The following is a 23615-nucleotide window of genomic DNA, read 5'->3' on the forward strand; positions in this document are numbered from 1 at the left end:
AGAGGGGCTCCACAGGGCAAGGTGATTCAGGATAGGCAATAATCTGGCATGATAAAAACAACTTTTATCAATGGTAGCCAGTCGCAAAAGGAATACCGATGAACCTACGAGCATTGCGTGCCTTTGTCGAAGTGGTGCGCCAGGGCGGCTTCTCCCAGGCTGCCGAGGTGGTGTCGCTGACTCAGTCCTCCGTGAGCAAGGCCGTCAGGACGCTGGAGGATGAACTGGGCGCGCCGCTTTTTAATCGTCTGGGCCACCGTAACGAACTCACCGCCGCCGGTGAAATTGTCTACCGTCGCGCCCAGGTGCTGCTCGCCGAGAGCAATGACCTGGTGGCCGAGATCAATGACTTGCGCGGCCTCAAGCGTGGCCAGCTGCGCATCGGCCTGCCCCCGGTGGGTTGCGGCGTACTGTTCGCGGCCATGTTCGCCACCTACCGCAGGCGCTACCCCGACATCGAAATCGAACTCACCGAGTACGGCAGCAAGAAACTGCGCGGGTGCCTGGAAGCCGGGGAGATTGACCTCGCGGCGTTGCTGCTGCCCACGGATGAAGGGTTCGACTTCCAACCCGTGCGCAATGAACCCCTGATGGCCGTGTTGCCCATGAACCACCCGCTGGCCTGGCGCAAGCGCATCGACTTCACCGACCTTGCGGACTCACCGTTCATTCTGTTCGAAGCCGGCTTCGCCCTGAACGCCAAGATCCTCGCCGCCTGCGAGCGCAAAGGCGTGACTCCCAAGGTCACGGCCCGCAGCGGGCAGATCGACTTTATCGTCGACCTGGTCTCGGCGGGCCTGGGCGTCGCGTTCCTGCCGCGCATGCTGGCGCACATGCATCAACCCACCGGTATCGCCCTGATCCCCTTGGACGAACCCCACACCGACTGGCACATCGCCCTGGCCTGGCGCGCCAGCGCCCACCTGCCGCCGGCGGCGCGTGCCTGGCTGGATTTGGCCAAGGAAATGGCCCATTCGGAGTAGGGCGGCTACCGGTTATCAGGATGAATTCGTCAAAATGCGTCTCGATGCTTGACTTCTTCTTTTTAATCAGTAACATACGGCGCATTCCGCGATAGCTCAGTTGGTAGAGCAAATGACTGTTAATCATTGGGTCCCTGGTTCGAGTCCAGGTCGTGGAGCCAGATAGAGAAAAGCCTGCAGCGATGCAGGCTTTTTTTTTGCCCTGGATTTCTTCGGGGTGATCAAAGCGCGCAGCGCGACCAGCGTGACTGCGTCCCTAATCCTGCGATTACATGAAAATCGCTGCAGTGGTTTCAACCAAGGCACGCCGACTAAAACCAGGGTTGGCGCCAATTGATCTGATTCTGATTGATATCCAAGGACCCTATGCTGTTTTTCATAAAGTCGTGTTTATGAAGAATTATTTAGGTTGGGCTTGCAGATCGTGCCTACGCGACATTTTTTCCGGGGCGAACATTGTTGAGTGGATGGATTTAAATTTCGAATAATCAGGATTTTAGAAAAAACATCGGCTCTGAAACAGAATTCAGTACTGTGGTTTTTATTGGTTTCCTATCATTTTTTCCTAACCGTCTATTCCAAAAAGGTCTTTTGTTGAAAATTTCGGAGCATGCTTTATTGCGCACGAATGTAACAAATTGTTTCATTTTTTGCCGTTTTCGGCACCGACAAAAGGGCTTTCTGTCGGCGAACAGGTGAGTTCCGTTCGTTGCGGCGCAGTGGGTTGAGCCTGGGACAGTGATGATTTTGCGTGCGTCTGTTCGGCGCAATGCGAAACAAGGGATTTGTATAATTATCGAGGCTCGAACCCATGAATCATGTGATCAACTCCATACTGGAAAATGCATCAACTCGCCCGTCACTCGGCCATACTAACCCCGCTTTACTACATGACATTCTATGGCGAGCACTTGAGCACGCACTCAAGGCAAACACGGACGACGCTTCCCAGACCCCGCACACCCGAGCCTGCCTGAGGATCTACGCCGAAATCGATACGCTGTCGTATCTGGACAAGGCTGATTCGAAATTGGCGGCTGCTTTGGGTAAGGCATTCTTCGAGTCCCGCTCCAGCAAAGACGTCGAGGCGTTCTGGAAGTTGTTGCTGATCAAGCAACTGCTGTTCGAATTATCGGTCAGGAGTGTGGCGACCCAGATTGCTTCGCAAGCCAGCCTGCCCCGTCAGTTACTCACGCTCGACTCGCAGTTGATTGCAGCGCCGTCCGGGGTAAATATCAGCCTGGGGCTGCTGTGCAAAGAGACCGACCAACTCAAGCATTCTGTCGTGCTGGTCTTGCAGAAACTGGCACAACACGTTGAAGACCGTGGCCTCAAAAAGCCCCAAGTCACTGCGCAGCTTCTGCTGGAGTTGTACAACGCCGTATGGTCGGGCAGTAATGGCACTGATATCGAGTCGCAGATTTTTTACGCCGACAGTGTGTATGACGCGTTGCCCGACGTACATCACGCCCTGGGCCTGGCGCCGCGGGAAAAATGGCTGACCTTGTTTACCTGGTTATATGGCGACAAGGATGGTCGCCCCTATGACACCAACCAGCACACCGAAACGCTGGTTGTGGCCTTGGAAACCGCGCTGCGCAACCGCTACATCGCTGATATTGACAGCCTGATAAAGGACGGCGGTGCACAGCATCGCCTGGAAGATATTCGTGCACGTCTGGGTAAGGATCACCCTGAGCGTTTCGAACAGCCCGCCGAGCTGATCGAGGCACTGGGCAGCATCCGTTTTACCCAGCCGGTTGCCATCGACCGCCTGCTGCTGCGGGTGCATGCGTTTGGCTTTCACTACCTGGATATCGAGTTTCGTGAAAACGCCGAGATGTTCAGTAGCGTGGTCGATGAGATTCTTTCCAGTCAATGGCTGGAAACCATCGGCCTGGGCCAGGGCCGGCACTATCACGAGCTGGATGAGCGTGCGCGCCAGGCCGCGCTTGAGGTTGCGCTGGAAGGCGAGGAGGCTCAGGCTCCGGCTGCCCTGTGGCAAGGGTATCTGCAACGCACCACATCGATTTACACCAAGAAAGCTCAGCAATACGCCGGTCAGGACTACATTGCGCTGATGGAGCAGGACCCGAGTTATATCCGTATGCACGATGCGCGCAACGCGCTCGAGCGGTTTGAAATGATTGACCGTTACCGCGACCGCATGAAAATCCACGGGATCGCCGAGTACACTTCGGCCCTTAGCGCGCTGGAGGTGTTGTTCCTGATGAAGGCGGCCCAGGTGCGGGACGGTATAGACATCGCCCTGCAACCCGAAGACCTGGCAGGTGCCGAGCGCACGCTTGCCACGGTGCATGAGGTGTACGAAAACCCAGTGTACCGCCGGCATCTGGCAGCACGCGGCAACCGCCAATACATCACGTTTGGCCCCAGCGACACGGGCAAGCAAGGCGGCAAGGCCATGCACAAACTGAATATGGCGATTGCTAACCAGCACAAGTTGATCGCGGCCCGCTACGGTATCGAGGTGGTCGTCCACGTCATCATGGGCGGGGAACACGCGCGGTGTAATGGAGTGATTGCAGAAACCTTGCAGGAGTTCGGCGCGCTGGAGGGGCCGGAAACCCGGTTCATGCTGGCCGGGTGCGCGGAGATGCGCGCTCATCTGCTGACCCGCAACCAGTCCGCCAACTTTCTCAGCCAGTTGTACCGTATGCACGCCGAGCCCCAGCCGCAACCGTCAGAAGAGGTCATTGCCGGGAGGATTCAACGTTGGGGGGAAGTAGTGCGCCGCTACCAGGCGACGTTCTTCGAGCATCCGGCGTTGCCCTCTCTGTTACGTGACCTGGCGCGATTTGACGTGGTCAGGGCCACAGCCAAGGGCACCCGACCGCCTTCTCGTATCTTCAACATCAAGGTGTTCGAGTCGCGACCCGATGCCATTCGTGCGATTCCCTGGACCCGCGCCTTGCTGGCCGGTGGGTTGCACAGCGAACTGATCGGCGTCGGGCAGTTTGCGCAAGAGCCGGTAACGCACTTGTCGAAGGCCTTCAACGAGGATGAGAGCTTTCACACCTACGTCAAAGGCATGGCCTATGCCATTGCGCGAACCGACCTGAAATGCGCCTGGCTGACCTTGACCGGCAGCATCCCGGAGAAAGCCCACATCCTGGCGCTGGCTGAAGCCTTGAAGACCGAAGCCATCGGCACGGCCGAACAACTGCTGGCCAGCCTGCACCTGGAAGTGATTGAAGGTAAGCGCTTCGTGTACAAGGCCACCACCGGCACCGAGCCGGCGGATCCTTGGAAAATCAAGGAAAGCAGCTTGCTCAACTTGTGGCCTAGCCTCAAGGCAGAGGTCTACCGCAAGGAAAAGAACCTGAGAATCTATCGGTTGTTTCTTATCTACGCCAAAAGCAATCCCGCGTTCATCCAGTCCTCATCGCTGAATGATTTCTACAGCGGGTTCCTCGCGGCCGTGAGTACCGATGCAGGTCTGGTCGATCCCACCAGCGCCCACCATTTCAACTGGTGATTAGCCCCGATACCCAGGGCAGCCTGGGTATCGGCAGGCGCTACCCTCCAAGAGGATCAACTGTATGGCATTTACTATCCTGATACTCGATGCCCCCGGCCCGCCATTGCTGTTTGAGGAAGTCGATCGCTTTCTTGAGCTGGGCCTGAACGTCACTCTCAACCTGCACTATTTCGCGGATAAAGAGCGCATCCGGCAGCACTACACTACGCGTATTGAATATGCCGAGATCGACTGTCACGACGAGCCTGCCTTTATTGCCGCCGTGAGTCGAGCCAGGGGTTACAGCGTGTTCAAGACGCGCCTGAACATCCCCCTCGGTGCCAGCCTGATCCGTGCCGCCAGTTCGCCCGCGTTGGCCACGCCACTGCGCGCCATTGCCCAGGCCGGCGCCGGGGTTAACCATATTGATCGGCTCGAATGCGAGCAGTGCGGCGTTACGATACTCAACACGCCAGGCTCCAACGCGGTCGCTGTTGCCGAGTACGTCCTGGCCCAGGCGCTGTTTCTATCTCGTGACCTGGATTATTACAACGCCGAAACGCACAACGGTCATTGGGCAAAAGGCACCTTGGCACCTACCTCCGAATACGCCGAACTCACGCTTGGGCTGGTGGGCACCGGAAGCATTGCCCGGCAGGTGGCACGTAAGGCGGCGGCGCTGGGCATCAAGGTGATCGCTACCGGGTCCGAGCGTTTTACCGAACCGGTGGCGCGCAGCCTTGAGCTTGAGCGACGAGCAAGCCTTGCGCAGTTACTGGCTGAATCGCACATCGTCTCGATCCACGTGCCGCTCACCACGTTGACCCGCGGCTTGTTCGGCACCGCCGAGTTCGGGCAGATGCGCCAAGGTTCAATCCTCATCAATACCGCTCGCGGCGGGATCGTCGACGAACACCAGCTGGCAGCCTTCATGCGCCAGTTTCCCAGGCACATCAAGGCGGTCGCCATCGATACCTTTTCCCTGGAAAAAGACCGGTTCGACTCGCCACTGACCGACATTCCCAACGCGCAACTGACGCCGCATATCGCCGGCAATACCACCACGGCAATCAGGGTGGCGTCCCGTCAGATCGTCGACAAGATCCATGCATTCAGTGCCGCCGCCATCGTGCGTTAACCTACCGGACACAAGGAAGGCTACATCATGCAGACCTCTATTTTTACCCGTCTCAACGCCCTGAGTTGCACCGACCTCAGCGATGCGATGGACCGCCTGAAAATCGTTTGCCAGTGCACCGACATCATGCCTCTGGACCGGTCGTTCACCCTCACAGGCAAAGCCTGGACCCTGCGCTACGGCCCTATTGGCCTGGACGGCGGCTCGGTGGGTGACTACATCGACGACCTTGAGGCCGGCCAGGTGGTAGTGATCGACAACCAGGCGCGGCTCGACACCACCGTGTGGGGCGATTTGCTGACCTCTACTGCCGCCCGCAAGCAGCTGGCCGGGACGGTGATTGACGGTATCTGCCGCGATGTCGACCGTGCGTTGGAACTTGACTACCCGATATTTTCCCGGGGTAACTGGATGCGCACCGGCAAGGATCGCGTGCGTGTCGAAGCGATCCAGGCGCCCGTGACGCTGGGCGGCGTGCGGGTACAACCAGATGATTGGTTGCGCGGAGATGGTGACGGCTTGGTAGTGATTCCGGCCGGCTCACTGAGCCAAGTGCTGGAGGTGGCCGAAGAAATCCACCAGGCCGAAGAGCATATTCGTGCCGCTATCGAGGCGGGCGTTCCTTTACACAAAGCTCGCGCCGATTACGGCTACCACGCCTTGCAGACGCCGCGCCGCTGACTGGCCCACGGCAGGAGCCGCAGCGGGTGCGGCTTCAGTTGATGCCGGCTCGAGCAACGACTTGGCTGGATGTGCATAAGGAGATTGATCGTTCCATGATTCGATGAGTTCAAATCTGATAGTGTCCTGAATATCAATATTCGAGGCAGTATCAATAATGGGCAATCATGTGGCTCGCTACGCGTTATTTGCTTTTCCTGTCTTCATGTTGTGCCAGCCAGTACAAGCGGCATCGTGGCAAATTTGCAGTATGGAGTTACGTGTTACTGATGTATTGAAACATCCATACCCCAAGCTACAGGCGCAGATCCTGAAGGTGAGCCCTACATCGACCACGGCAGAGTGCCCGGAAGAGGGGGCGACCCTCACGTTTATCCCAGAAACTACTGATTACCAAAGCCAGATCCCACGCCGAGAGTGGCCCAAAAAAGGCCAGTCGGTGCGTGTGAACTACCGGTATCTGGATGGGACATGTAAAGGCGATGGCCATAGTCATGCGTGCCGTATTGAGCATTACCCATTAGCGGGTAGCTGAGTTGCAAGCGTTTTCCCGGTTCACTTCAAGTTCGCTGAACGGACGCGGCGGTAACTGCCCGATCTTGCTGATCCGCTCCGTCTCCAGTCTTGGGCTCAGGAGCAACGCCCTTTAGACCAGCGCTTGTAATCCGCAGGAGTCATCCCCGTAAGTTGAATGAAAGCCCGTCGGAACGAGGTATCTTCGTTGTAGCCGCACTTGAGGGCCACTTGTTTAACGCTGGCTCCCGGTGTCTGAAGGAGGACGCAGGCCGTTTCTATCCTCACGCGGGTAATGAGTTCTTTAGGCGACTCATTGGTCAATTTCTTGAGTCGCCGATGCAGTGTCCGCTCACTCAGATTCAATGTTTTGGCCAGTTCTTCAGCCGTCAGCCCGGGTTTGGCATGACGAATGATTTGCTCGGTTTCCAGAAGCAGCGGATTGGCACTATTGATAAAACCTCGGGGTGCATAAACCAGTTGAGGCAGAGGCAAGCTGTCGGTCACAGAGATATCTGCGGTCAACTTGGCGACATCGGCACCGGCCAAGCGCCTAATCACGTAGAGGGCCAGATCAATCCAGGATAACGGTCCTCCAGTGGTAATGATGCCGTCGTGCTCCTCCACCGCAGTGCCCCACACCGGCTGGGCTTTTGGAAATCGCTGTTTGAAAGCATGGTGCAGCCACCAGGTCGTGGTGCAGCGTCTGTTGTCGAGCAACCCAGACTCTCCCAGAACAAACGTACCCGCGCACGCCCCACCGACCAGTACGCCTTGTTGATGATTCACTTTGAGCCAAGCTGCCGCGTGTTTGAGGGAGTCGGAAGTGGGCGGCAACCTATCCGGCCCCAAGGCCATGCCAGTCACGAGCACAGCATCAAGAGGCCCCGCGCCATAAAAATCGGCATCAACGGGAATAAGCCTGCCCTGAGGATCCCTTAGCGACTTACCATCCGCACTGACGATGATCGTTTCGAATTCAACATCGATCTTGGCGCTCATTTCCGAAGCCAAACCAGGCGGTGGTGATTTCAGCGCCTGATTGGTCATCCAGAACAGATCAGCCAGCCCAGTGATGGCAGACATCAGGCTACCTTCCACAGCAACAATCGCAACGCGCATGGCAAATCCTGCTTTGGCAATCAAGTTGGCGAGTTTTGCATGAAGTGTGGCTTATTTGTTATCTAACAGTTCCCGTTGGGCCTACTTAAACTTTGCACAGTCAACTGCAAAGGCGCTCCGACATGAACCTGCCGCTCCACACGAAGCCTCACGAACAAAAACGCCTCGGTGCGCTGAACTGGCTGAGCCGACTTGGCTTGGCCCTGGGTTTATCGCTGTTGTTCTCCGGTGGCCCGGCCATGGCCGCGTTACCTGATGGCACTGTGCGCAACATCGTGCTGGTACATGGCGCATTTGCCGATGGCTCGAACTGGACACCGGTGATTAAGCAGCTGAATGATATGGGCTATCACGTCACCGCCGTACAGAACCCGATGACCTCATTGGAAGATGATGTTTTGGCAACGCAGCGCGTACTTCGCCGACAACAAGGTGACGTGCTGCTGGTAGGACACTCATGGGCCGGCGCGGTTATAACGCAGGCTGGTAACGCCTCCAATGTAAAGGGGTTGGCCTATCTCTCCGCTTTAGTGCCCGACAGCGGTGAATCAGCAGCGGGCCTTCTGCAGCGACTGAATGCGCCTATGACTGGCCTGACACCCGATGCGCAGGGTTGGGTTTGGCTGGACGATCCCGTGCAGTTTCATCAAGTCATGGCGGCGGACTTACCCATGAAAAAAGCGCAGTTGCTTGCATCGGTTCAACAGCCTATAGCGGCAGCCTGTTTTGTCGGCAAGGTCCAGCACGCGGCGTGGCACGACAAGCCGAGCTGGTACTTGCAGACAACTGACGATAAGGCGCTTTTACCAGCGGTACAGCTGGCTATCGCGAAACAGATTGGAGCACAGACCTTATCAATCCGATCCAGCCACCTGTCCCTTGTTTCTCATCCCGATACGGTAGCCAAGTTCATCGATCAAGCCGCCAGGGAAGCCGGACGATGAAAAGTGCTCATAAGTTTTCTACAGCAAGTAGGTCCTCAAACATGAAAATTCTGCATATTGACTCGAGCATAATGGGCAGCAACTCCATAACCCGTAGACTTTCCTCAACCATCGTTGCACATCTTCAAGATAGCCATCGCGAGACGCATGTGGAGTACCGCGACCTGGTCGATGATGAGTTGAAGCATCTCACCGGTCCTATTGCAGCAGGATTCCGACAAACCGAGATCAATGATTTTACGGAGACCACTTTGCAGGAGCATCAACTGTCAGAAACTCTAGTCATGGAGTTCCTGGCGAGCGATGTGCTGGTCATCGGCGCTCCGATGTACAACTTTAACGTATCGAGCCAGCTAAAGGCTTGGCTCGACAGGATCGCCCAAGTCGGACGAACCTTTAAATACACAGAACAGGGTCCTGTAGGCTTGTCCGGCGGTAAACGCGTCATCGTGGTTTCGGCTCGTGGGGGCTTCTACTCGGAGGGGCCACTGCAAAAAATGGATTTCCAAGAAAGTTATCTCAGGGCATTTTTTGGTTTTCTCGGAATTAGTGATATCCACTTCGTCCGCGCCGAAGGCGTCTCCAGAGGTCAACAATTACGAGACCAGGGTGTTGAAAAAGCCATAGCTGCAATGCCCGCGGTCATTGCAAGCCTGTCAGCCCCTGCTCAATAACTCACCCAGTCTGGAGGCTTGAATTCATGCTGTTTGCTATCAAACTTACCTACCTTCGCCCTGTTGAGGAAATTCAAGCTCACTTGGAAGCCCACAAAGCGTGGCTGGTCAAATACATACAGTCCGGAATCATACTGTTTGCCGGCCCTCTCACCGATGAGAGCGGGGGCTTCATCCTTGCGTATGGTGAGCGCCACTCGGACATTCAACAAATAGTCGCCGAGGACCCGTTCGATGTTTACAGGTTGGCAACTTTCGACATTCTGGGTTGTGATCCAGCAGTCCGCACGTCCGATTTCGCAGCCCACTGGGCCAGCGGAGCCAAGTCCATAGACTGTATTTAGCGCGGTGCTTGTCGCATAAGGCGTTTGCGAGTGAGCCCACGGAAAGGACGAGCCCCAGTGTTGGTCCCGACGAATCCCGTTATTACTCCGAGAAAAACCAGGCCAGCACCTGTCAACCCATCATGTGCCGTCGCCCAGGCAGTTACATCCAACTTCACTTATGCAGGATCGCCTGGTGAATATCCTGCAACGCCATGATGCGCTGTGCGGCGTTGAGTTTGATGGCTTCCTTGGGCATGCCGAATACCACGCAGCTGGCCTCGTCCTGGGCTACCGTCGCGGCGCCGGCGACAAGCATTTCCTTGAGGCCGCGGGCGCCGTCGTCGCCCATGCCGGTCATGATGATGCCGGTGGCGTTCTTGCCGGCGAATTTGGCCACTGAACGAAACAACACATCCACTGATGGCCGATGGCGGTTGACCAGCGGCCCGTCGATGACCTGAGTGTGATAGTAGGCGCCGCTGCGTGTGACCATCAGGTGCTTGCCGCCGGGAGCGATCAACGCCAGGCCCGGCAGGATACGGTCGTTGTTGCGCGCTTCACGCACTTCGATCTGGCATACGCTGTTCAGGCGCTCGGCGAAGGAGGCGGTGAACTTTTCCGGCATGTGCTGCACGATCACCATGCCCGGGCACACCCTCGGCAGTGCCGTCAGCACGGCCTCCAACGCCTGGGTGCCGCCGGTGGAGGTGCCGATGGCGACAATGCGTTCAGTGGTCTGGGCCATGGCCTGGCCGTTGGCGGCGGGCAGGATCGCATCCGCCGTCAGCTTGCCGGCGACCGCGGGCGCCGGGGTCGGCTTGGCGATGCGCTTGCCGAGGTTACTGACATTGGAGTTGGCCGCCGCACGGATTGCCGCAATCAATTCCGGGCCCGATTCGATCAGGAAATTCTTCAGGCCTGTGGTGGGTTTGGTGATGATGTCCACGGCGCCGGCCGATAAAGCCTGCAGGGAGGTTTCCGCGCCTTTCTGGGTCAGTGACGAGCAGATCACTACCGGTGTCGGGCGCTCGCTCATAATTTTCCTGAGAAAGGTGATGCCATCCATGCGCGGCATTTCCACGTCCAGCACAATCACATCCGGCCATTCACGGGCGAGCTTGTCCATGGCGAAAATCGGGTCGGAGGCGGCGCCTATGACGTGGATATCCGGCGTGTCATTGAAAATCGCCAGCAGCACTTGGCGGACAACGGCCGAGTCATCGACCAGCAATACGCTGATTTTTTTGTTAGGCATTGTTTTTGAGTAATCCCATAGGTTGATGCCGGACCCAGACGTTGCCGTTCCACAGGTCGAACACGATAGTGCGATAACCGGTACTGCCCATGTCCTGGGCCGCCAAGTGCAAATGATGGTGTTTGGCAAGCGCCAGCGCGGCGCGGATGTTCAGGGCGGCCACATTTTGCGCCGGTAGGTGGCGATGCTGCGTGGGGAACATCTCGCCGCCGCCGAACGCCTTCACCTGATAGTCCTGGGGCCGCGTGCCATGGGCGCGCGCATGCCGAATCAGCAGCTCCAGCGCTTCGTCGCCGTATTTGCCATCCAGTGGCTGACCATGCCGCAAGCGTGCCGGCAGCATGAAATGGCACATGCCGCCGATCCGCCGTTGCGGATGCCAGAAGGTGAACGCCACGCAGGAACCGAGCAAGGTGCGCAGGCGAGTCGGCCGCGTCGCAAAAGTGACTTGGCCGGGCGCCAACACCACTTCGGCTGCACCGAGAGGCTTTTTCATGGCTTGCGGTAAATCGACGGCGCCACCAGCTTCAAGGTGTCGTTCACACCATTGAGGCTCTCCGAGTGGCTGATGATGAAATGGCCGCCGGGCTTGAGCTGCGGCAGCAAGCGTGCGACGACTTGGCTCTTGGTCTGCTGGTCGAAATAAATCATCACGTTGCGCAGGAAGATCACATCGAACTCGCCCAGGCCTGGCAGCGGCTCGTTCAGGTTGACTTGCACGAAGTTGACGCGGTTGCGCAGGCTCTTGTCGATCAGGAACGTGCCTTCCTGGCGGCCGATGCCCTTGAGGCAGTATTTGGTGAGCAGCGGCTGGGGCAGGGTGCCGACGCGCTCCATCGAGTAATGCCCGGTACGCGCCTTGGCCAACATCTGAGTGCTGATGTCCGAGCCGATCACTTCCCAAGGCGTAGTGCCCAGGGCCTCGGCCAGTGTCATCGCCAGGCTGTAGGGCTCTTCGCCCGAGGAGCTGGCCGCGCTCCATACGCGAAACACTTTGCCCGGCGCGGCCTTGGGCAGGACGTGCTGACGCAGGAAATCAAAGTGCTTGGGCTCGCGAAAAAAGTAGGTTTCGTTAGTGGTCAGCAGGTCCAGCGCGACTTGCAGTTCGCCCTTGCGCTGGTCGTTCATGATCAGTTTGAAATAGTCCCCATAGCTCTCCAATTCATAATGCTGGAGGCGCTGGAACAGGCGCCCGGCCACCAAGGCTTTTTTGGCCGGCGACAGGTTGATGCCGGCCGCACGGTACAACCAGGATTGGAATTGACCGAATTCACGGTCATCGAGCGAGGCAGTGTCGGCCATGATCGTATCTCAACGCTGCTCAAGGTCGAGCGCCGGTGTCTGCGCGCTTTCGGCCAGGCTGGACATCTCGTCGATAGAAAGGACTTTGCCCACCTCCAGCACAATCACGAACTTGCCTTCGACCTTGGCCATGCCGCCGATGAAGTCCGCGCGAATCCGCGCGCCGAAGCTGGGAGGGGGTTCTATCTGGGCCGCCGGAATCTCCTGCACGGCGGATACCGTATCCACCAGCAATCCGATGTCCTGCGGCTGCCCATCTTCGGTACTCGCTTCGATGATGATCACGCAGGAGCGGCGGGTAATCGGCGAGTTCGCCCGGCCGAAACGCGCCGATAGATCAACCACCGGCACCACGGCGCCGCGCAGGTTGATCACGCCGCGCACGAACGCGGGCATCATCGGTACCACGGTCAGGCTGCCGTATTCGATGATTTCCTTGATGCCCAGAATGCCGATCGCGAACATCTCGCCACCGAGCATGAAGGTCAGGTATTGCGCATCCTCATCCGTCGCCACTGCGGTCTGACGGTTAGTCATCACTGCACCCATGTCACTCTCCCTGTAAGCCCGCGTCGATGTCTCGCATCAGAAACGGGTAAATTCCGATTCGTCCGGTGCGCTGGCCATCGTGTAGGCAAACGCTTTGCGGGCGGGCTGCGGTGCCGGGCGGGGTGGCTGGCGGCTGGGCTTGTTGCCCGGGCTGTCCACACTGCTGGTTTGAACCGCGGCGCCGGAGGTGGCGTCGAGTACGAAAAAGCTCATCGCCTGTTGCAACTGCTCGGCCTGGCTGCTCATTTCTTCGGCGGTCGCCGCCAGTTCCTCGCTGCTGGAGGCGTTCTGCTGGGTCACCTGGTTGAGCTGGGTCATGGCCGTGTTGATCTGCGCCACGCCGGCCGCCTGCTCTTCGGACGCGGCACTGATTTCCTGCACCAGGTCGGAGGTCTTGTTGATCGACGGGACCATTTCGTCGAGCAGTTTTCCGGCCTTTTCCGCCATGTCCACGCTGCTAGACGACAGTTCGCCGATTTCCTGCGCGGCCACCTGGCTGCGCTCCGCCAGTTTGCGGACTTCGGCGGCGACCACCGCGAAACCTTTGCCGTGCTCACCGGCTCGTGCAGCCTCAATCGCGGCGTTGAGCGCCAGCAGGTTGGTCTGGTAGGCAATGTCATCGATGATGCTGATGCGCTGGGCGATTTTCTTCATCGCCAATACCGTTTGTTGCACCGACTCTCCGCCGTCGGTGGCTTCCTTGGCCGCCTTGCTGGCCATGCCATCGGTGACCTTGGCGTTTTCGGTATTCTGATTGATGCTGGCGCTCATCTGTTCCACCGACGCGCTGGTTTCCTCGACGCTGGCGGCCTGTTCACTGGTGGCCTGGCTCATCGACTGTGCGGTGGCGCTGACTTGCTCCGAGGCGCTCGCCAGGTTGTCGGCAGCGTTGCGTACTTCACCGATGATAGTCGCCAGTTTGCCGACCATGTTGCGCATGGCATTGAGCACCATGCCGGTTTCATCTTTGCCGCCCGGCGCGATAGGGGTGCTGAGGTTGCCATCAGCCAATTGCTCGGCGGCGGTCGCGGCCAGCCTCAGCGGACGGGAAATAATCCGCGCGATGAACACCGCCAGGCCCAGGCCGATCAACAGGGCGGCGACCAGCACCGCGATGATCGACACGCGTGCGCTGTCGTACAACGCCAAGCCCTTGTCACCGGCTTCGCTCGCGCCGGCTTCATTGAACTCGACCATTTTCTGCAAGCGGCTGGTCACCTCATCGAAATGCATCCTGGACTCCCCTCTGAGCAGGGTAGTCGCAGCGGCTTCCTGGTTCTGCCGGGACAAGTCGAGTAACTGCTTGCTGGTCGCCAGGTAGGTGGACCAGGCACTTTTCAAACCGGTCAAAAGCTGACGTTCTTCATCGCCCGACAGCAATTGCTCGTAGGTGCCCATGCGGGTATTGAACTGTTGCAGCGTCTCATCGGCTTCGCGATCGGCCTGGGCCTTTTCTTCGGCGATCTCGGTAGTGACGTGGCGGTTTTCCTTCAGGCGATAATTGGCTGCAAAAAAACGCATGCCGGCCGCGGCGCGCATGGATGGCATCCAATCGCTCTTGATCTCCTGGGCTGCCTGGTTGACGGCACCGAGCTGGTGGATTGCGAACACGCCCATGGCCGCAGTGAGCGCCAGGACTACCAGGAACGCGCTGATCAATTTGGTGGAAATCTTAAGATCGTAGAACCATTTCATCGGGGAACCTCCATGGAATTGCGAATGCGTCAGCGCACGCCGACCGCAGGCGACGAGGGCGCCTGAGGTGTGCGGGCTTCCTGTTGTACGATTTGGTTGAGCAACGCCGGTATATCCAGGATCAGGGCCACCGCGCCGCTGCCGAGAATGGTCGAGCCGCTGATGCCGCGTAGCGCACCGAATAGCTTGCCCAAGGGTTTGATGACGGTCTGGAACTCGCCGAGCAGGTCATCCACCACCAGCCCGGCCTTGTGTTCGGCATAGCGCACCACCACCACGTTCTGGCGGCGGGCCGGTGGGCCTTCATGGTTGAAGTGGTCGCGCAGGTGTACCAGCGGCAGCACCTCGCCGCGCAGATCCAGGTAGCCCTGGTCGCGGCTGGATTGGCGCTGGAGTTCGTCCAGCTCGACGCATTCCTGGACCATATCCAACGGAATCACGTAGGTGCAATGGTCGATGCCGACCAGGAATCCGTTGATGATCGCCAGGGTCAGCGGCAGGCGAATGCGCACCACGGTGCCTTGGCCGGGGCGGCTGTCGAGGTCGACGGTACCGCGCAACAGGGTGATATTTCGTTTGACCACATCCATGCCGACACCGCGTCCGGAAAGGTTGGTCACCGCCTCGGCCGTGGAGAAGCCGGCTTCGAAAATCAGGTTGTAGATTTCCTGGTCGCTGAGCACCGCACCGCTGGCGACCAGCCCGCGTTCCTGGGCTTTTTCCAGGATACGTTCGCGGTTGAGTCCGGCGCCATCATCGGCGATTTCGATCACGATGCTGCCCGAGTCGTGGTAGGCATTCAGGCTCAGGTGACCCTTGGTCGATTTACCGGCGGCACGTCGGGCCTCGGCGTTCTCGATGCCATGGTCCATCGCGTTGCGCAACAAGTGCATCAGCGGGTCGCCGATTTTCTCGACGACGGTCTTGTCCAGCTCGGTTTCCGCGCCGCTGATGATCAGGTCGATATCCTTGCCCAGTTCCTGACTGACATCGCGCACCACGCGGCGGAAACGATTGAAGGTATCGCCGATGGGGATCATGCGCAGGCGCAGCGCGCCATCGAGGATCTCTTCCACCAGCCCGGAGACGGTCGAGGCGGCTTCTTCCAGCGGGTCGTTGTTGCAGGAGCGCGCCAACAGGCTGGCGCCGGCGCTGGCGATGACCAGCTCACCGACCAGGTTGATCAGTTCATCGAGCTTGTCGGCATTGACCCGTACATAGTTGCCATCCCGCGGCTTGACGTCGTTGGTCGTCGCGACGCGCTGTTGCGTGGTCGCCATCGGGCTGGCAGCGGTCTGGGTGACCAACTCGGTGCCGGCTGTGGTGCTGCTGTCGCCTGGCGCGTCGAGGGCACTGATGAGCACCTCACAGTCATCGCGTACGAAGTCGAACACTTCATTGAGGGTGGCATGGCTGGCATTCGAACGCAGGTCGATTTCAAAGCCCAGGTAGCAGCTTTCCGGGTCCCAGGCGTCCACGGGCGGAATGCGCTCGGTCAGCGGGGTGACCTGTAGCAACTGGCCCAGCGTGGCGAGGTAGCGCAAGAAGGACAACGGGTCCATGCCATTGCGGAACACCTCTGCGCCGAAGCGCAGGGAAATATGCCAGAGCACCTCGGCGCGGGTCTCGTCATCTTGGCCTGCGCTTTCCACAACGGCGATTGCCGTCTGCAGTGGCTGATAGGCGCTCAGTGCTTCGCGCAACACCTCACCGTGTTCCAGTGTCGCAGGCTGCAGCGCGCCACCGTGATGGTCGACCGCCTCGATCAGGTCAAGTATGTGGTCGCCGCACTTGAGCAGCAGTGCGATCAACGCTGCATCCACTTTTACGCTGCCATCGCGCAGGCGGTCGAGCACGTCTTCGACGATATGCGTGAAACCGACAATCGGTGCCAAGCCGAACAATCCGGCGGAGCCTTTGATGGTATGGGCGGCGCGAAACACTGCACCGATCGCATCTTCATCACCGGGTTCGCTCTCCAGTTGCAGCAGGGATTGCTCCATGACCTGCAGCAGCTCGCGTGCCTCGGCGATAAAGGTCTGCTGTGCCTGATCGAGATCAATATTCACCTGGACACTCCTTGTCGCTCATTGAGCGGGGCTGCGCACTAGAAGATCGCGCCGCCACACAGTTGAAAGGTGCTCGTGACCGCCTGGCTCTGCCCGGCAAGGCTCAGGTCCGTGCCATTGCCGGCGGCTTCGCGCTTGATGACCGCGAGCAATTGCAGGCCGGCGCCGTCGATTTCGGTGACCTGTGACAAGTCGATTTCCAGGCGTGGCGCCGCGCCAATCTGGGGCAGCAGCGCGGCGGCAAGCTCGGCCACGGTGTAGATCGTCAGTTCGCCGTCAATACCCAGGCGGGCGGTGCCGTCGACTGTTTCGCAGGTGATGGACATAAGGCCTCCGTGCCGTCATCGGTCAGGGCAGGATCAACTTGGACACCGCCGCCAGCATCTGCGCCGGCTGGAACGGCTTGACCACCCAGGCCTTGGCGCCTGCGGCCTGGCCTTCGGCTTTCTTCGATTCCTGCGACTCGGTGGTCAGCATGATGATCGGGGTGAACTTGTAGCTGGCCAGCTTCTTGACTTCCTTTACAAAGGTGATGCCGTCCATATTGGGCATGTTCACGTCACTGATGATCAGGTGCACCTTCTGCCCGTTGAGCTTGCCCAGGGCATCCTTGCCATCGCAGGCCTCGATCACATCGTAGCCGGCACTTTTCAAGGCAATGCCGACCACTTGTCGCACGCTGCTCGAGTCATCGACCACCAATACATTCTTCGCCATGCTGTGCTCCTAGAAAAAAGTGATGTCTTGTGAACTCTGCTGCGCCGCGGTATCGCCATGATGGTTACGCCGCTGCTCGTCGGTGGCATAGGTGGCCTCCATGCGCGCCAGCCACTGGCGGGCATCGACGGCTGCCAGTTGGTCGGGCGTCTGGTTGGCCTGGAGCAGGTGCTCATGCAGGGCGTGCATGTTGTCGCGTACATGGCTGAGGATCTGGCTGACCCGGTCCTGGAATTGCAGGTTGACCAGCACCTCGGTCATTTCGTCACGGATGCCGTAGCTTTCCTGCTTGAGCAGGTCGGCGGAATCGGCCAGGCGCCCGGTGATGCTCTGGAAGCGTTCGAGCACCTGCTGGATGCTCTGCTCGGACGCGGCGACGGAGTGGCTGTCCTGGTCGGCGCTGGTGGAGGCCACCTGCACCAGTTGGGTGATGGCGTTGTTAATGATGTCGACTTTGGCCGACATCTGCTGGCCGGTCTCGCTGGATTTACTCGACAGGCTGCGCACCGCATCCGCAACCACGGCAAACCCGCGCCCGGCTTCACCGGCACGCGCCGCCTCGATCGCGGCATTGAGGGCCAGCAGGTTGGTTTGTGCCGCAATCGCCGCCACGTCGGCGGCCATGGTGCGCAGTTCGCCGGTATAGGCGGTGAGGCTGCGCACCTGGGAGAGGGTCTGGTCTCGGCTCGATTGAGCGGCCTTGAGCGAGTCGATCACCTGGCTCAGTTCGCTGTCACTGCGCGCCAGCACCTTGAGCGCGCCGTCGGCAGCCTGCCCATCGAGTTCCCCGGCGGCTTGCTGGGAGGCCTGCACGGTGTCCTGCAGGCGCGTGGAAATACCGGTGAAACGGTTGGCGAGGCTGACGATGGCGTCTTCGGTCTGCAAGCGCGAGCTTTCCACTTGCTTGGCCCAGATGGGCATGGCGCCCAGCAACACCTCGTCGAGTTGGGCGCGCACGGCCATGCCGTGGTGTGTCGCGTCTGCATCTGCCGGGTTTGCGTTGGCCTGCGCAATCGCTCGCAGCACCAGGTCACGCTGCGAACGGGTGCTCCAGGCGCATGCACCAAGACCGATCAGCAGCAGTACGGCACAGGCCGCCAGATTGGCCGGCGAGGCTGATTGCAGGAGTGTCCATGCGATGGCAGGGATGACCGGGATTAACGCAAACCAGCGAAAAGGCAAGGGAACGGGGGGTAAAGTACGGCCGGATTGACGCTGAGTCATGAGTTCGGTCCTTGAACAGTGTTGCAGATGTGAACGACATAAAGTCTATCTGTCCCCGGCGCCTTAACTTTAGATGGGGTACATACCTTCCGTCCGGTTTGTGACCGGTGTGTTACCGGGCGTCGGTAGGAGGGTTGCCCCATCTCTTGAGAATCCGCGGCTCTTCAACCGTAGGCAGGAGGTACTCGAGCCACCCGGTACGGTGTGAGCCTGGCAGGCCCTGCGCCTCGTCGGCACCCGCCGATTCACCTTCATCGCAGCTATAACACTTGTCACTGCTGCGTCTGCCATCAGCATAGACAATAAAGCCGCCGCGGCCTTCATGGCACTCGTGCAGATACACCGGCGACAGCTCTCGTTGCTGATCAACATACGCATTCACGCGAGTGATATAGATCCCCATCGACAACGACACGCAAACAATCAGCACTACGCACAATACCAACTGATAGGTATAGCTGATGTTTACGTGATCAGGACGCACTGACGACATAAAACGACCCTGTTCGCTCAACGTTCTGACCCACCAGAAACCAGCTACTGCCTCCCATGCGGATCAACTGAGCTTTCGGTGCGAGGAGGCCGGCCATCAGGGCGGAGAAAATCAACACCAGCAGGGCACCGATGATCATCGAAGACAGGTTCATGGCTGTGATGCTCTGGATAAGAAGAGCCTCAGCTTAAGCAGGGGAGGGTTAACATCAGGTAAACATCATTCGAAGGCCGGCCGGCTTCCGTTATCCTTCAAGCCTCTGCGCACTACCTGTCCGAGGCTTTTTACTGTGCATATTCACCTGCTGCTGGTCGAGGACAACCTGGACCTGGCCACCACCGTCATCGAGTATCTGGCGTTCAGCGGTATCGTCTGTGACCACGCCAGTAATGGCCAGGCCGGACTTAATCTGGCTCTCAACCAACATTACGACGTCATTCTCCTGGACATCATGCTGCCGCGACTGGATGGCCAGCAGTTATGTGAACGACTGCGCCAACAAGGCGTGCAGACGCCGATCCTGATGCTGACTTCGCTGGATGCGTTGTCGGACAAGCTCGCAAGTTTTGCCGCTGGAGCCGATGACTATCTGGTCAAGCCCTTCGAGCTGGCCGAGCTGGTGGCCAGGATTCGCGCATTGAGCATGCGCCGCAGCGGTCAGACCAGCCGCCTGCAGGTGGATGATTTGGTGATGGAGCTGTCCACCCGTAAGGTCAGTCGCGCAGGACAGGAACTGCATTTGTCGCCGATCTGCTGGGCCTTGTTGGAGCATCTGATGCGCGCCAGTCCTGAACCCGTTCCCCGAGAGCGCCTGGAAGCAAAAGTCTGGGGCGATGAGCCACCGGACAGTAATACGCTCAAAGTGCACCTGCATCGGCTACGCAAGACGGTCGACAAACCCTTTGACCGGCCGTTGATCCATACCCTTGCCGGGGTCGGTATTCAGGTAAAACCCTATGCGTAATGGGTTGAGCCTGAAGTGGGTGATCAGCGGGAGTTTCCTGTTACTGATTGCGGTGGTGTTGCTGATCTACAGCCACCTGCTGCCTGTATTCACCGTGCGCGGCTTGCTCTACACCGCCAGCTCGATGATGGAAGAAGAAGCCCAATATTTTATCCGGCACTACAAGAAAGATCCGAGCACGCCACCTCCGCACAATTACTTCTATACCGGCGTCATCGGCAAGGAGGCTTTGCCGCAGAACGTCCGCCAGATGCTGGATAGCCCGCCGAGCCTGTCCTTCGGCGCGGTCCACATCTTCGGCGATCTTTACTCCGATGATGACGATGCCCCCTTCCAGATCATCCTCGAGCAGCCCCTGGGGGACGGTAAAACCCTTTACCTGTATGACATCGACCATGACCACGAGGAGGGCGGTGAAGTCGAAACACCCTTGTCCGATGCCTACTTTGACCAGGTGTTGCAGAGCGTCACGTTCATCAGCCTGGCGGTATTCGTGCCGGCGCTGTTCATTATCGCCTTATTGGTGTGGTGGTTGGTGCGTCCGTTGGGACGCCTGGCCGAATGGTCCAGTACGTTGAAAAATGCTGACGCAATGGCTGCCGGCCGACCGGGTTTCAGCTTCAAGGAATTCAATATGCTGGCCGAAGCGCTGGCCAAAAGTGTCGAGCAGGTGCAGGCGGCCAGCCAGCGCGAAGGTCGGCTTTTACGCTACACCAGCCATGAACTGCGCACCCCACTGGCGGTGCTCAAAGCCAATATGGAACTGTTGACCCTGCAAGCGGGTGGTGTGCTGCCGACCTCTTTGCAGCGTATCGAGCGCTCCGTGCTGAATATGCAGCTCATCGCCGAGACATTGCTGTGGATGAGCCGCGAGAGCCCCGAGCCATTGCCGGAAGCAGACGTTGACCTGGGTGAGCTGGTGGGCGAATTGATTGAGAAACATCGCTACCTGATCGGTAACCGGGATATCGAGCTGATCATCGACATCCGCCACGAACCTTGCCGCTTGCCTCCCACCGCATGCCGCATCGTGATCGGCAACTTCCTGCGCAATGCGCTTCAGTACGCGCAGGAGGGGCAAGTAGAAATCAGCTTCCAATACCCCAGTTTGTTTATTGCCAATCAGATGAGGGAGATCCCGCCGCAACAGGAGTCCAACGACTTCGGCTATGGCCTTGGGCTGCAGTTGATGCGCCAGCTATGCGCAAAACTGGGTTGGCACATTGAAGTGATTCGCGTGCAACATCGTTTCACTGTCATTCTCGACTTCACGGACTCGCTGGTGGTCGAGTCGGAGAGTTAAGGGCGGGCTGCGCCCACGGGTACAAGAACCCCGATCATGCCTCTGAATTGCAGGTTCAGCGTGACGGGTAAAGCCTGATGATTGGCTGCGTGCGAGGGTAATGGCCTGTTTGTCGTTCCAGATGTCATGGCGTTCCGGGACGTACCGGCGGCGCCGTAGCGGCGGCAATATCCCACGTCAACAGCAGATGGTTGATAGCCGCGTCGATGCTTTCATGGGGGACGTTGTCCCGCGCCAGGATCGAGACACCCTGCAGAAAACTATCAAACACCGTGGCCAGTGCCGCCGCGTTCAGTGTGCTCGGCAACTGCCCGATACTGATCGCGCGTTCTACACACTGCACAATGCCCGCCCGCGTTCGCGTGCGTGACTGCGTCAATGCCTGCGTAACGCGCGCGTTGTCCGGGCTTGGTGCACTCATCACGCCGAGCGCCACCATGCAGCCTTTGGGGTGTCCATCTTCACATTGCATGCGCGCTGATTGACGCAGCGCCGTTTCGATCGCTTGGCGTGGCGCAAGGCTTTCGTCCCACAGGCATTCGGTGACTTGCGCGTAGGTTGCCAGGTAGCGCTGCACACACTCATCGAACAGCGCTTCCTTGGAGCCGAAGGCCGCGTAAAAACTCGGAGCTGAGATACCGCCACCCAAGCCGGCCTTGAGCTGGGCCAGGGAGGTGGCGTCATAGCCATGCTGCCAGAACAAGTGCATGGCTTGCTCCACGGCGTGTTCGCGGTCGAAATTACGGGGGCGCCCCATTTGTGCCATGGCAAAAATCCTCTGGGTGACGAGATAAATACTAGTCGATACATAAGTCGTTGACAACGCATCGCGACGCTGCGCAATATTTGTATCGATCAGTATCTAAGTCGCCCCGAGGAGTTTCCCCGTGACACCTTCACTCAGCTTATCCGAGTCAACTGACCGCTTGCCCATCGGCGCATTGCTCGCCCTGGCCATGACCGGTTTCATCTGCATCGTCACCGAAACCTTGCCGGCCGGGCTCTTGCCATTAATCAGCGAAGGCCTGGCCGTGACCCCGTCCATGGCCGGGCAACTGGTTACCGCGTATGCCTTGGGTTCAGTGCTGGCGGTGATCCCTATGACCATCGCGACGCGGGGCTGGCGTCGACGCAATGTGTTGCTGCTGACCATCGTCGGTTTCCTGCTGTTCAACTCGATCACCGCGTTGTCGTCTCACTATGGCGTCACGTTGGTAGCGCGATTCTTCGCGGGTGTGGCCGCAGGGTTGGCGTGGAGCCTGTTGGCCGGCTACGCCCGGCGCATGGTCGCGCCACACCAGCAGGGCAGGGCACTTGCGCTGGCGATGGTCGGGACGCCGATTGCGCTGTCCCTGGGGGTGCCGCTTGGCACTTGGGTTGGTGGGCTGGTGGGCTGGCGCACGACGTTCGGCCTGATGTCAGGATTGACGCTGGCGCTGATGGTGTGGGTGCTGGCGAAGGTCCCGGACTATCCACCGCAGGCCGCGCATCAGCGTCTGTCCCTGGGCAAGGTCTTGACCACGCCGGGTGTGCGGCCGGTGTTGGCGGTAGTGATCAGTTGGATGCTCGCGCACAATATTCTCTACACCTACATTGCACCGTTCGTGGCACCGGCCGGGCTGGCCGAGCGTGTGGATAGCGTGTTGCTGGTGTTTGGCATCGCCGCGCTGGCGGGCATTTGGCTTACGGCAAAATGTGTCGAGGCGTGGTTGCGCAAGACCGTGCTGGTCAGCCTGGCGACGTTTGCATCCGTGAGTGTGCTATTCGGCTTGTTGGGGCAGTTGCCCTTGGTGATTTACTTTGGCGTGGCGGTGTGGGGCGCGAGTTTCGGCGGCGCCGCCACCTTGTTGCAAACTGCTCTGGCGGACGCGGCGGGCGAGGGGGCCGACGTGGCGTTGTCGCTGAATGTGGTGGCGTGGAACAGCGCAATCGCCGCCAGCGGTCTGGTGGGCGGGGTATTGCTCGATACATGGGGCGTGGCATCGTTTCCGTGGGCCATGCTGGTGTTGATTGTGCTGTCGTTTGCGATTGCCGGGGGCGCGCATGCCCACGGTTTCAAGCCCGGCGCACGGGCGACGGGAAAACCGCTCGCAGCAGGGCACTAATGTGACTTTGCCTGGTCAGTAATCCTGGCAATATCAGTCACTTGGCTCCGCATTTCGGAGCCTGTCGCCTCACTCTC

General features: G+C 59.0%; 23 protein-coding genes and 1 tRNA gene. 11 read left to right on the forward strand and 13 right to left on the reverse strand.

Going from position 1 to position 23615, the window contains the following annotated elements:
* Window positions 1–98 precede the first annotated feature (98 nt).
* The 5 genes from MJP36_RS11670 to MJP36_RS11690 all read left to right on the forward strand — a co-directional run bounded on the left by MJP36_RS11670 (window position 99) and on the right by MJP36_RS11690 (window position 6283).
* Entirely contained in the window at window positions 99–983 is an 885-nt protein-coding gene (locus tag MJP36_RS11670) for a LysR family transcriptional regulator (protein ID WP_104994372.1), read from the forward strand.
* 85 nt (window positions 984–1068) lie between these two features.
* A tRNA-Asn gene (locus MJP36_RS11675) sits at window positions 1069–1144 on the forward strand.
* A 650-nt stretch (window positions 1145–1794) separates the two neighbouring features.
* Window positions 1795–4482 (forward strand): phosphoenolpyruvate carboxylase, encoded by a 2688-nt coding sequence (locus tag MJP36_RS11680; RefSeq protein WP_244385391.1) that lies wholly within the window; start codon window positions 1795–1797, stop codon window positions 4480–4482.
* A 64-nt stretch (window positions 4483–4546) separates the two neighbouring features.
* Window positions 4547–5602, forward strand: coding sequence for an NAD(P)-dependent oxidoreductase (locus MJP36_RS11685; protein WP_104994370.1), 1056 nt, complete (start codon window positions 4547–4549; stop codon window positions 5600–5602).
* 27 nt (window positions 5603–5629) lie between these two features.
* Window positions 5630–6283: an RraA family protein gene (locus MJP36_RS11690; RefSeq protein ID WP_060755848.1), complete on the forward strand. Its 654-nt coding sequence runs from the start codon at window positions 5630–5632 to the stop codon at window positions 6281–6283.
* 630 nt (window positions 6284–6913) lie between these two features.
* Here the strand turns inward: MJP36_RS11690 and MJP36_RS11700 are convergent.
* Window positions 6914–7918: a GlxA family transcriptional regulator gene (locus MJP36_RS11700; RefSeq protein ID WP_104994369.1), complete on the reverse strand. Its 1005-nt coding sequence runs from the start codon at window positions 7916–7918 to the stop codon at window positions 6914–6916.
* 122 nt (window positions 7919–8040) lie between these two features.
* Here MJP36_RS11700 and MJP36_RS11705 point away from each other — a divergent pair, with 122 nt between their 5' ends.
* Genes MJP36_RS11705 through MJP36_RS11715 form a run of 3 tightly spaced genes read left to right on the forward strand, consistent with a single transcriptional unit; the run spans window position 8041 to window position 9880 of the window.
* Window positions 8041–8862 carry an alpha/beta fold hydrolase gene (locus MJP36_RS11705; RefSeq protein ID WP_244385392.1) on the forward strand — a complete coding sequence of 274 codons (822 nt, stop codon included), beginning with the start codon at window positions 8041–8043 and terminating at the stop codon, window positions 8860–8862.
* Window positions 8863–8903: 41 nt separating this feature from the next.
* Window positions 8904–9536, forward strand: a complete 633-nt coding sequence (locus MJP36_RS11710; protein WP_104994367.1) for an FMN-dependent NADH-azoreductase — start codon at window positions 8904–8906, stop codon at window positions 9534–9536.
* Between the two features lie 26 nt (window positions 9537–9562).
* Window positions 9563–9880 (forward strand): YciI family protein, encoded by a 318-nt coding sequence (locus tag MJP36_RS11715; protein WP_244385393.1) that lies wholly within the window; start codon window positions 9563–9565, stop codon window positions 9878–9880.
* Window positions 9881–10034: 154 nt separating this feature from the next.
* Here the strand turns inward: MJP36_RS11715 and MJP36_RS11720 are convergent, their stop codons facing one another.
* From MJP36_RS11720 to MJP36_RS11770, 11 genes are all read right to left on the reverse strand, one after another.
* Window positions 10035–11117: a protein-glutamate methylesterase/protein-glutamine glutaminase gene (locus tag MJP36_RS11720; RefSeq protein WP_060755844.1), complete on the reverse strand. Its 1083-nt coding sequence runs from the start codon at window positions 11115–11117 to the stop codon at window positions 10035–10037.
* Window positions 11110–11613 (reverse strand): chemoreceptor glutamine deamidase CheD, encoded by a 504-nt coding sequence (cheD, locus tag MJP36_RS11725; protein WP_060755843.1) that lies wholly within the window; start codon window positions 11611–11613, stop codon window positions 11110–11112. Before cheD ends, MJP36_RS11720 begins: the two co-directional genes overlap by 8 nt.
* Window positions 11610–12419: a CheR family methyltransferase gene (locus MJP36_RS11730; RefSeq protein ID WP_244385394.1), complete on the reverse strand. Its 810-nt coding sequence runs from the start codon at window positions 12417–12419 to the stop codon at window positions 11610–11612. The genes cheD and MJP36_RS11730 overlap by 4 nt, the downstream gene beginning before the upstream one ends.
* Window positions 12420–12428: 9 nt before the next feature.
* Complete coding sequence (locus MJP36_RS11735) at window positions 12429–12968, reverse strand: chemotaxis protein CheW (protein WP_244385395.1); 540 nt, start codon at window positions 12966–12968, stop codon at window positions 12429–12431.
* Window positions 12969–13004: 36 nt separating this feature from the next.
* Window positions 13005–14663: a methyl-accepting chemotaxis protein gene (locus MJP36_RS11740; protein WP_244385396.1), complete on the reverse strand. Its 1659-nt coding sequence runs from the start codon at window positions 14661–14663 to the stop codon at window positions 13005–13007.
* A 29-nt stretch (window positions 14664–14692) separates the two neighbouring features.
* Entirely contained in the window at window positions 14693–16732 is a 2040-nt protein-coding gene (locus MJP36_RS11745) for a chemotaxis protein CheA (protein ID WP_244385397.1), read from the reverse strand.
* Window positions 16733–16770: 38 nt separating this feature from the next.
* Complete coding sequence (locus MJP36_RS11750) at window positions 16771–17058, reverse strand: STAS domain-containing protein (protein WP_198763415.1); 288 nt, start codon at window positions 17056–17058, stop codon at window positions 16771–16773.
* A gap of 22 nt (window positions 17059–17080) precedes the next feature.
* Window positions 17081–17449 carry a response regulator gene (locus MJP36_RS11755; RefSeq protein WP_003174214.1) on the reverse strand — a complete coding sequence of 123 codons (369 nt, stop codon included), beginning with the start codon at window positions 17447–17449 and terminating at the stop codon, window positions 17081–17083.
* Window positions 17450–17458: 9 nt separating this feature from the next.
* Window positions 17459–18673, reverse strand: coding sequence for a methyl-accepting chemotaxis protein (locus MJP36_RS11760; protein ID WP_244385398.1), 1215 nt, complete (start codon window positions 18671–18673; stop codon window positions 17459–17461).
* 112 nt (window positions 18674–18785) lie between these two features.
* Window positions 18786–19166, reverse strand: a complete 381-nt coding sequence (locus MJP36_RS11765; protein WP_104994365.1) for a hypothetical protein — start codon at window positions 19164–19166, stop codon at window positions 18786–18788.
* On the reverse strand, window positions 19147–19320 hold the full coding sequence (locus MJP36_RS11770; RefSeq protein ID WP_199777924.1) for a hypothetical protein: 174 nt from the start codon (window positions 19318–19320) through the stop codon (window positions 19147–19149). The genes MJP36_RS11765 and MJP36_RS11770 overlap by 20 nt, the downstream gene beginning before the upstream one ends.
* 135 nt (window positions 19321–19455) lie before the next feature.
* On the opposite strand from MJP36_RS11770, the gene MJP36_RS11775 reads away from it, so the two are divergent.
* Window positions 19456–20130 carry a response regulator transcription factor gene (locus MJP36_RS11775; RefSeq protein ID WP_244385399.1) on the forward strand — a complete coding sequence of 225 codons (675 nt, stop codon included), beginning with the start codon at window positions 19456–19458 and terminating at the stop codon, window positions 20128–20130.
* Window positions 20123–21433: a sensor histidine kinase gene (locus tag MJP36_RS11780; RefSeq protein WP_244385400.1), complete on the forward strand. Its 1311-nt coding sequence runs from the start codon at window positions 20123–20125 to the stop codon at window positions 21431–21433. Before MJP36_RS11775 ends, MJP36_RS11780 begins: the two co-directional genes overlap by 8 nt.
* Before the next feature lie 124 nt (window positions 21434–21557).
* Here MJP36_RS11780 and MJP36_RS11785 read toward each other — a convergent pair whose 3' ends face one another.
* On the reverse strand, window positions 21558–22199 hold the full coding sequence (locus tag MJP36_RS11785; protein WP_060755835.1) for a TetR/AcrR family transcriptional regulator: 642 nt from the start codon (window positions 22197–22199) through the stop codon (window positions 21558–21560).
* Window positions 22200–22320: 121 nt separating this feature from the next.
* On the opposite strand from MJP36_RS11785, the gene MJP36_RS11790 reads away from it, so the two are divergent.
* Window positions 22321–23538, forward strand: a complete 1218-nt coding sequence (locus MJP36_RS11790) for an MFS transporter (protein WP_060755834.1) — start codon at window positions 22321–22323, stop codon at window positions 23536–23538.
* Window positions 23539–23615: the final 77 nt, after the last annotated feature.

The organism is Pseudomonas palleroniana (assembly GCF_022836895.1).
Lineage (GTDB): Bacteria > Pseudomonadota > Gammaproteobacteria > Pseudomonadales > Pseudomonadaceae > Aquipseudomonas > Aquipseudomonas palleroniana.

Excerpts from the sequence above, each read along its gene's own strand:
- MJP36_RS11755 (WP_003174214.1), bottom strand. The coding sequence starts at position 17,449 with ATGGCGAAGAATGTATTGGTGGTCGATGACTCGAGCAGCGTGCGACAA.
- MJP36_RS11730 (WP_244385394.1), bottom strand. The coding sequence starts at position 12,419 with ATGGCCGACACTGCCTCGCTCGATGACCGTGAATTCGGTCAATTCCAA.
- MJP36_RS11770 (WP_199777924.1), bottom strand. The coding sequence starts at position 19,320 with ATGAACCTGTCTTCGATGATCATCGGTGCCCTGCTGGTGTTGATTTTC.
- MJP36_RS11690 (WP_060755848.1), top strand. The coding sequence starts at position 5,630 with ATGCAGACCTCTATTTTTACCCGTCTCAACGCCCTGAGTTGCACCGAC.
- MJP36_RS11760 (WP_244385398.1), bottom strand. The coding sequence starts at position 18,673 with ATGACTCAGCGTCAATCCGGCCGTACTTTACCCCCCGTTCCCTTGCCT.
- MJP36_RS11700 (WP_104994369.1), bottom strand. The coding sequence starts at position 7,918 with ATGCGCGTTGCGATTGTTGCTGTGGAAGGTAGCCTGATGTCTGCCATC.
- MJP36_RS11735 (WP_244385395.1), bottom strand. The coding sequence starts at position 12,968 with ATGGGTGCAGTGATGACTAACCGTCAGACCGCAGTGGCGACGGATGAG.
- MJP36_RS11680 (WP_244385391.1), top strand. The coding sequence starts at position 1,795 with ATGAATCATGTGATCAACTCCATACTGGAAAATGCATCAACTCGCCCG.
- MJP36_RS11785 (WP_060755835.1), bottom strand. The coding sequence starts at position 22,199 with ATGGCACAAATGGGGCGCCCCCGTAATTTCGACCGCGAACACGCCGTG.
- MJP36_RS11685 (WP_104994370.1), top strand. The coding sequence starts at position 4,547 with ATGGCATTTACTATCCTGATACTCGATGCCCCCGGCCCGCCATTGCTG.
- MJP36_RS11765 (WP_104994365.1), bottom strand. The coding sequence starts at position 19,166 with ATGTCGTCAGTGCGTCCTGATCACGTAAACATCAGCTATACCTATCAG.
- MJP36_RS11705 (WP_244385392.1), top strand. The coding sequence starts at position 8,041 with ATGAACCTGCCGCTCCACACGAAGCCTCACGAACAAAAACGCCTCGGT.
- MJP36_RS11750 (WP_198763415.1), bottom strand. The coding sequence starts at position 17,058 with ATGTCCATCACCTGCGAAACAGTCGACGGCACCGCCCGCCTGGGTATT.
- MJP36_RS11780 (WP_244385400.1), top strand. The coding sequence starts at position 20,123 with ATGCGTAATGGGTTGAGCCTGAAGTGGGTGATCAGCGGGAGTTTCCTG.
- MJP36_RS11740 (WP_244385396.1), bottom strand. The coding sequence starts at position 14,663 with ATGAAATGGTTCTACGATCTTAAGATTTCCACCAAATTGATCAGCGCG.
- MJP36_RS11715 (WP_244385393.1), top strand. The coding sequence starts at position 9,563 with ATGCTGTTTGCTATCAAACTTACCTACCTTCGCCCTGTTGAGGAAATT.
- MJP36_RS11710 (WP_104994367.1), top strand. The coding sequence starts at position 8,904 with ATGAAAATTCTGCATATTGACTCGAGCATAATGGGCAGCAACTCCATA.
- MJP36_RS11720 (WP_060755844.1), bottom strand. The coding sequence starts at position 11,117 with ATGCCTAACAAAAAAATCAGCGTATTGCTGGTCGATGACTCGGCCGTT.
- cheD (WP_060755843.1), bottom strand. The coding sequence starts at position 11,613 with ATGAAAAAGCCTCTCGGTGCAGCCGAAGTGGTGTTGGCGCCCGGCCAA.
- MJP36_RS11670 (WP_104994372.1), top strand. The coding sequence starts at position 99 with ATGAACCTACGAGCATTGCGTGCCTTTGTCGAAGTGGTGCGCCAGGGC.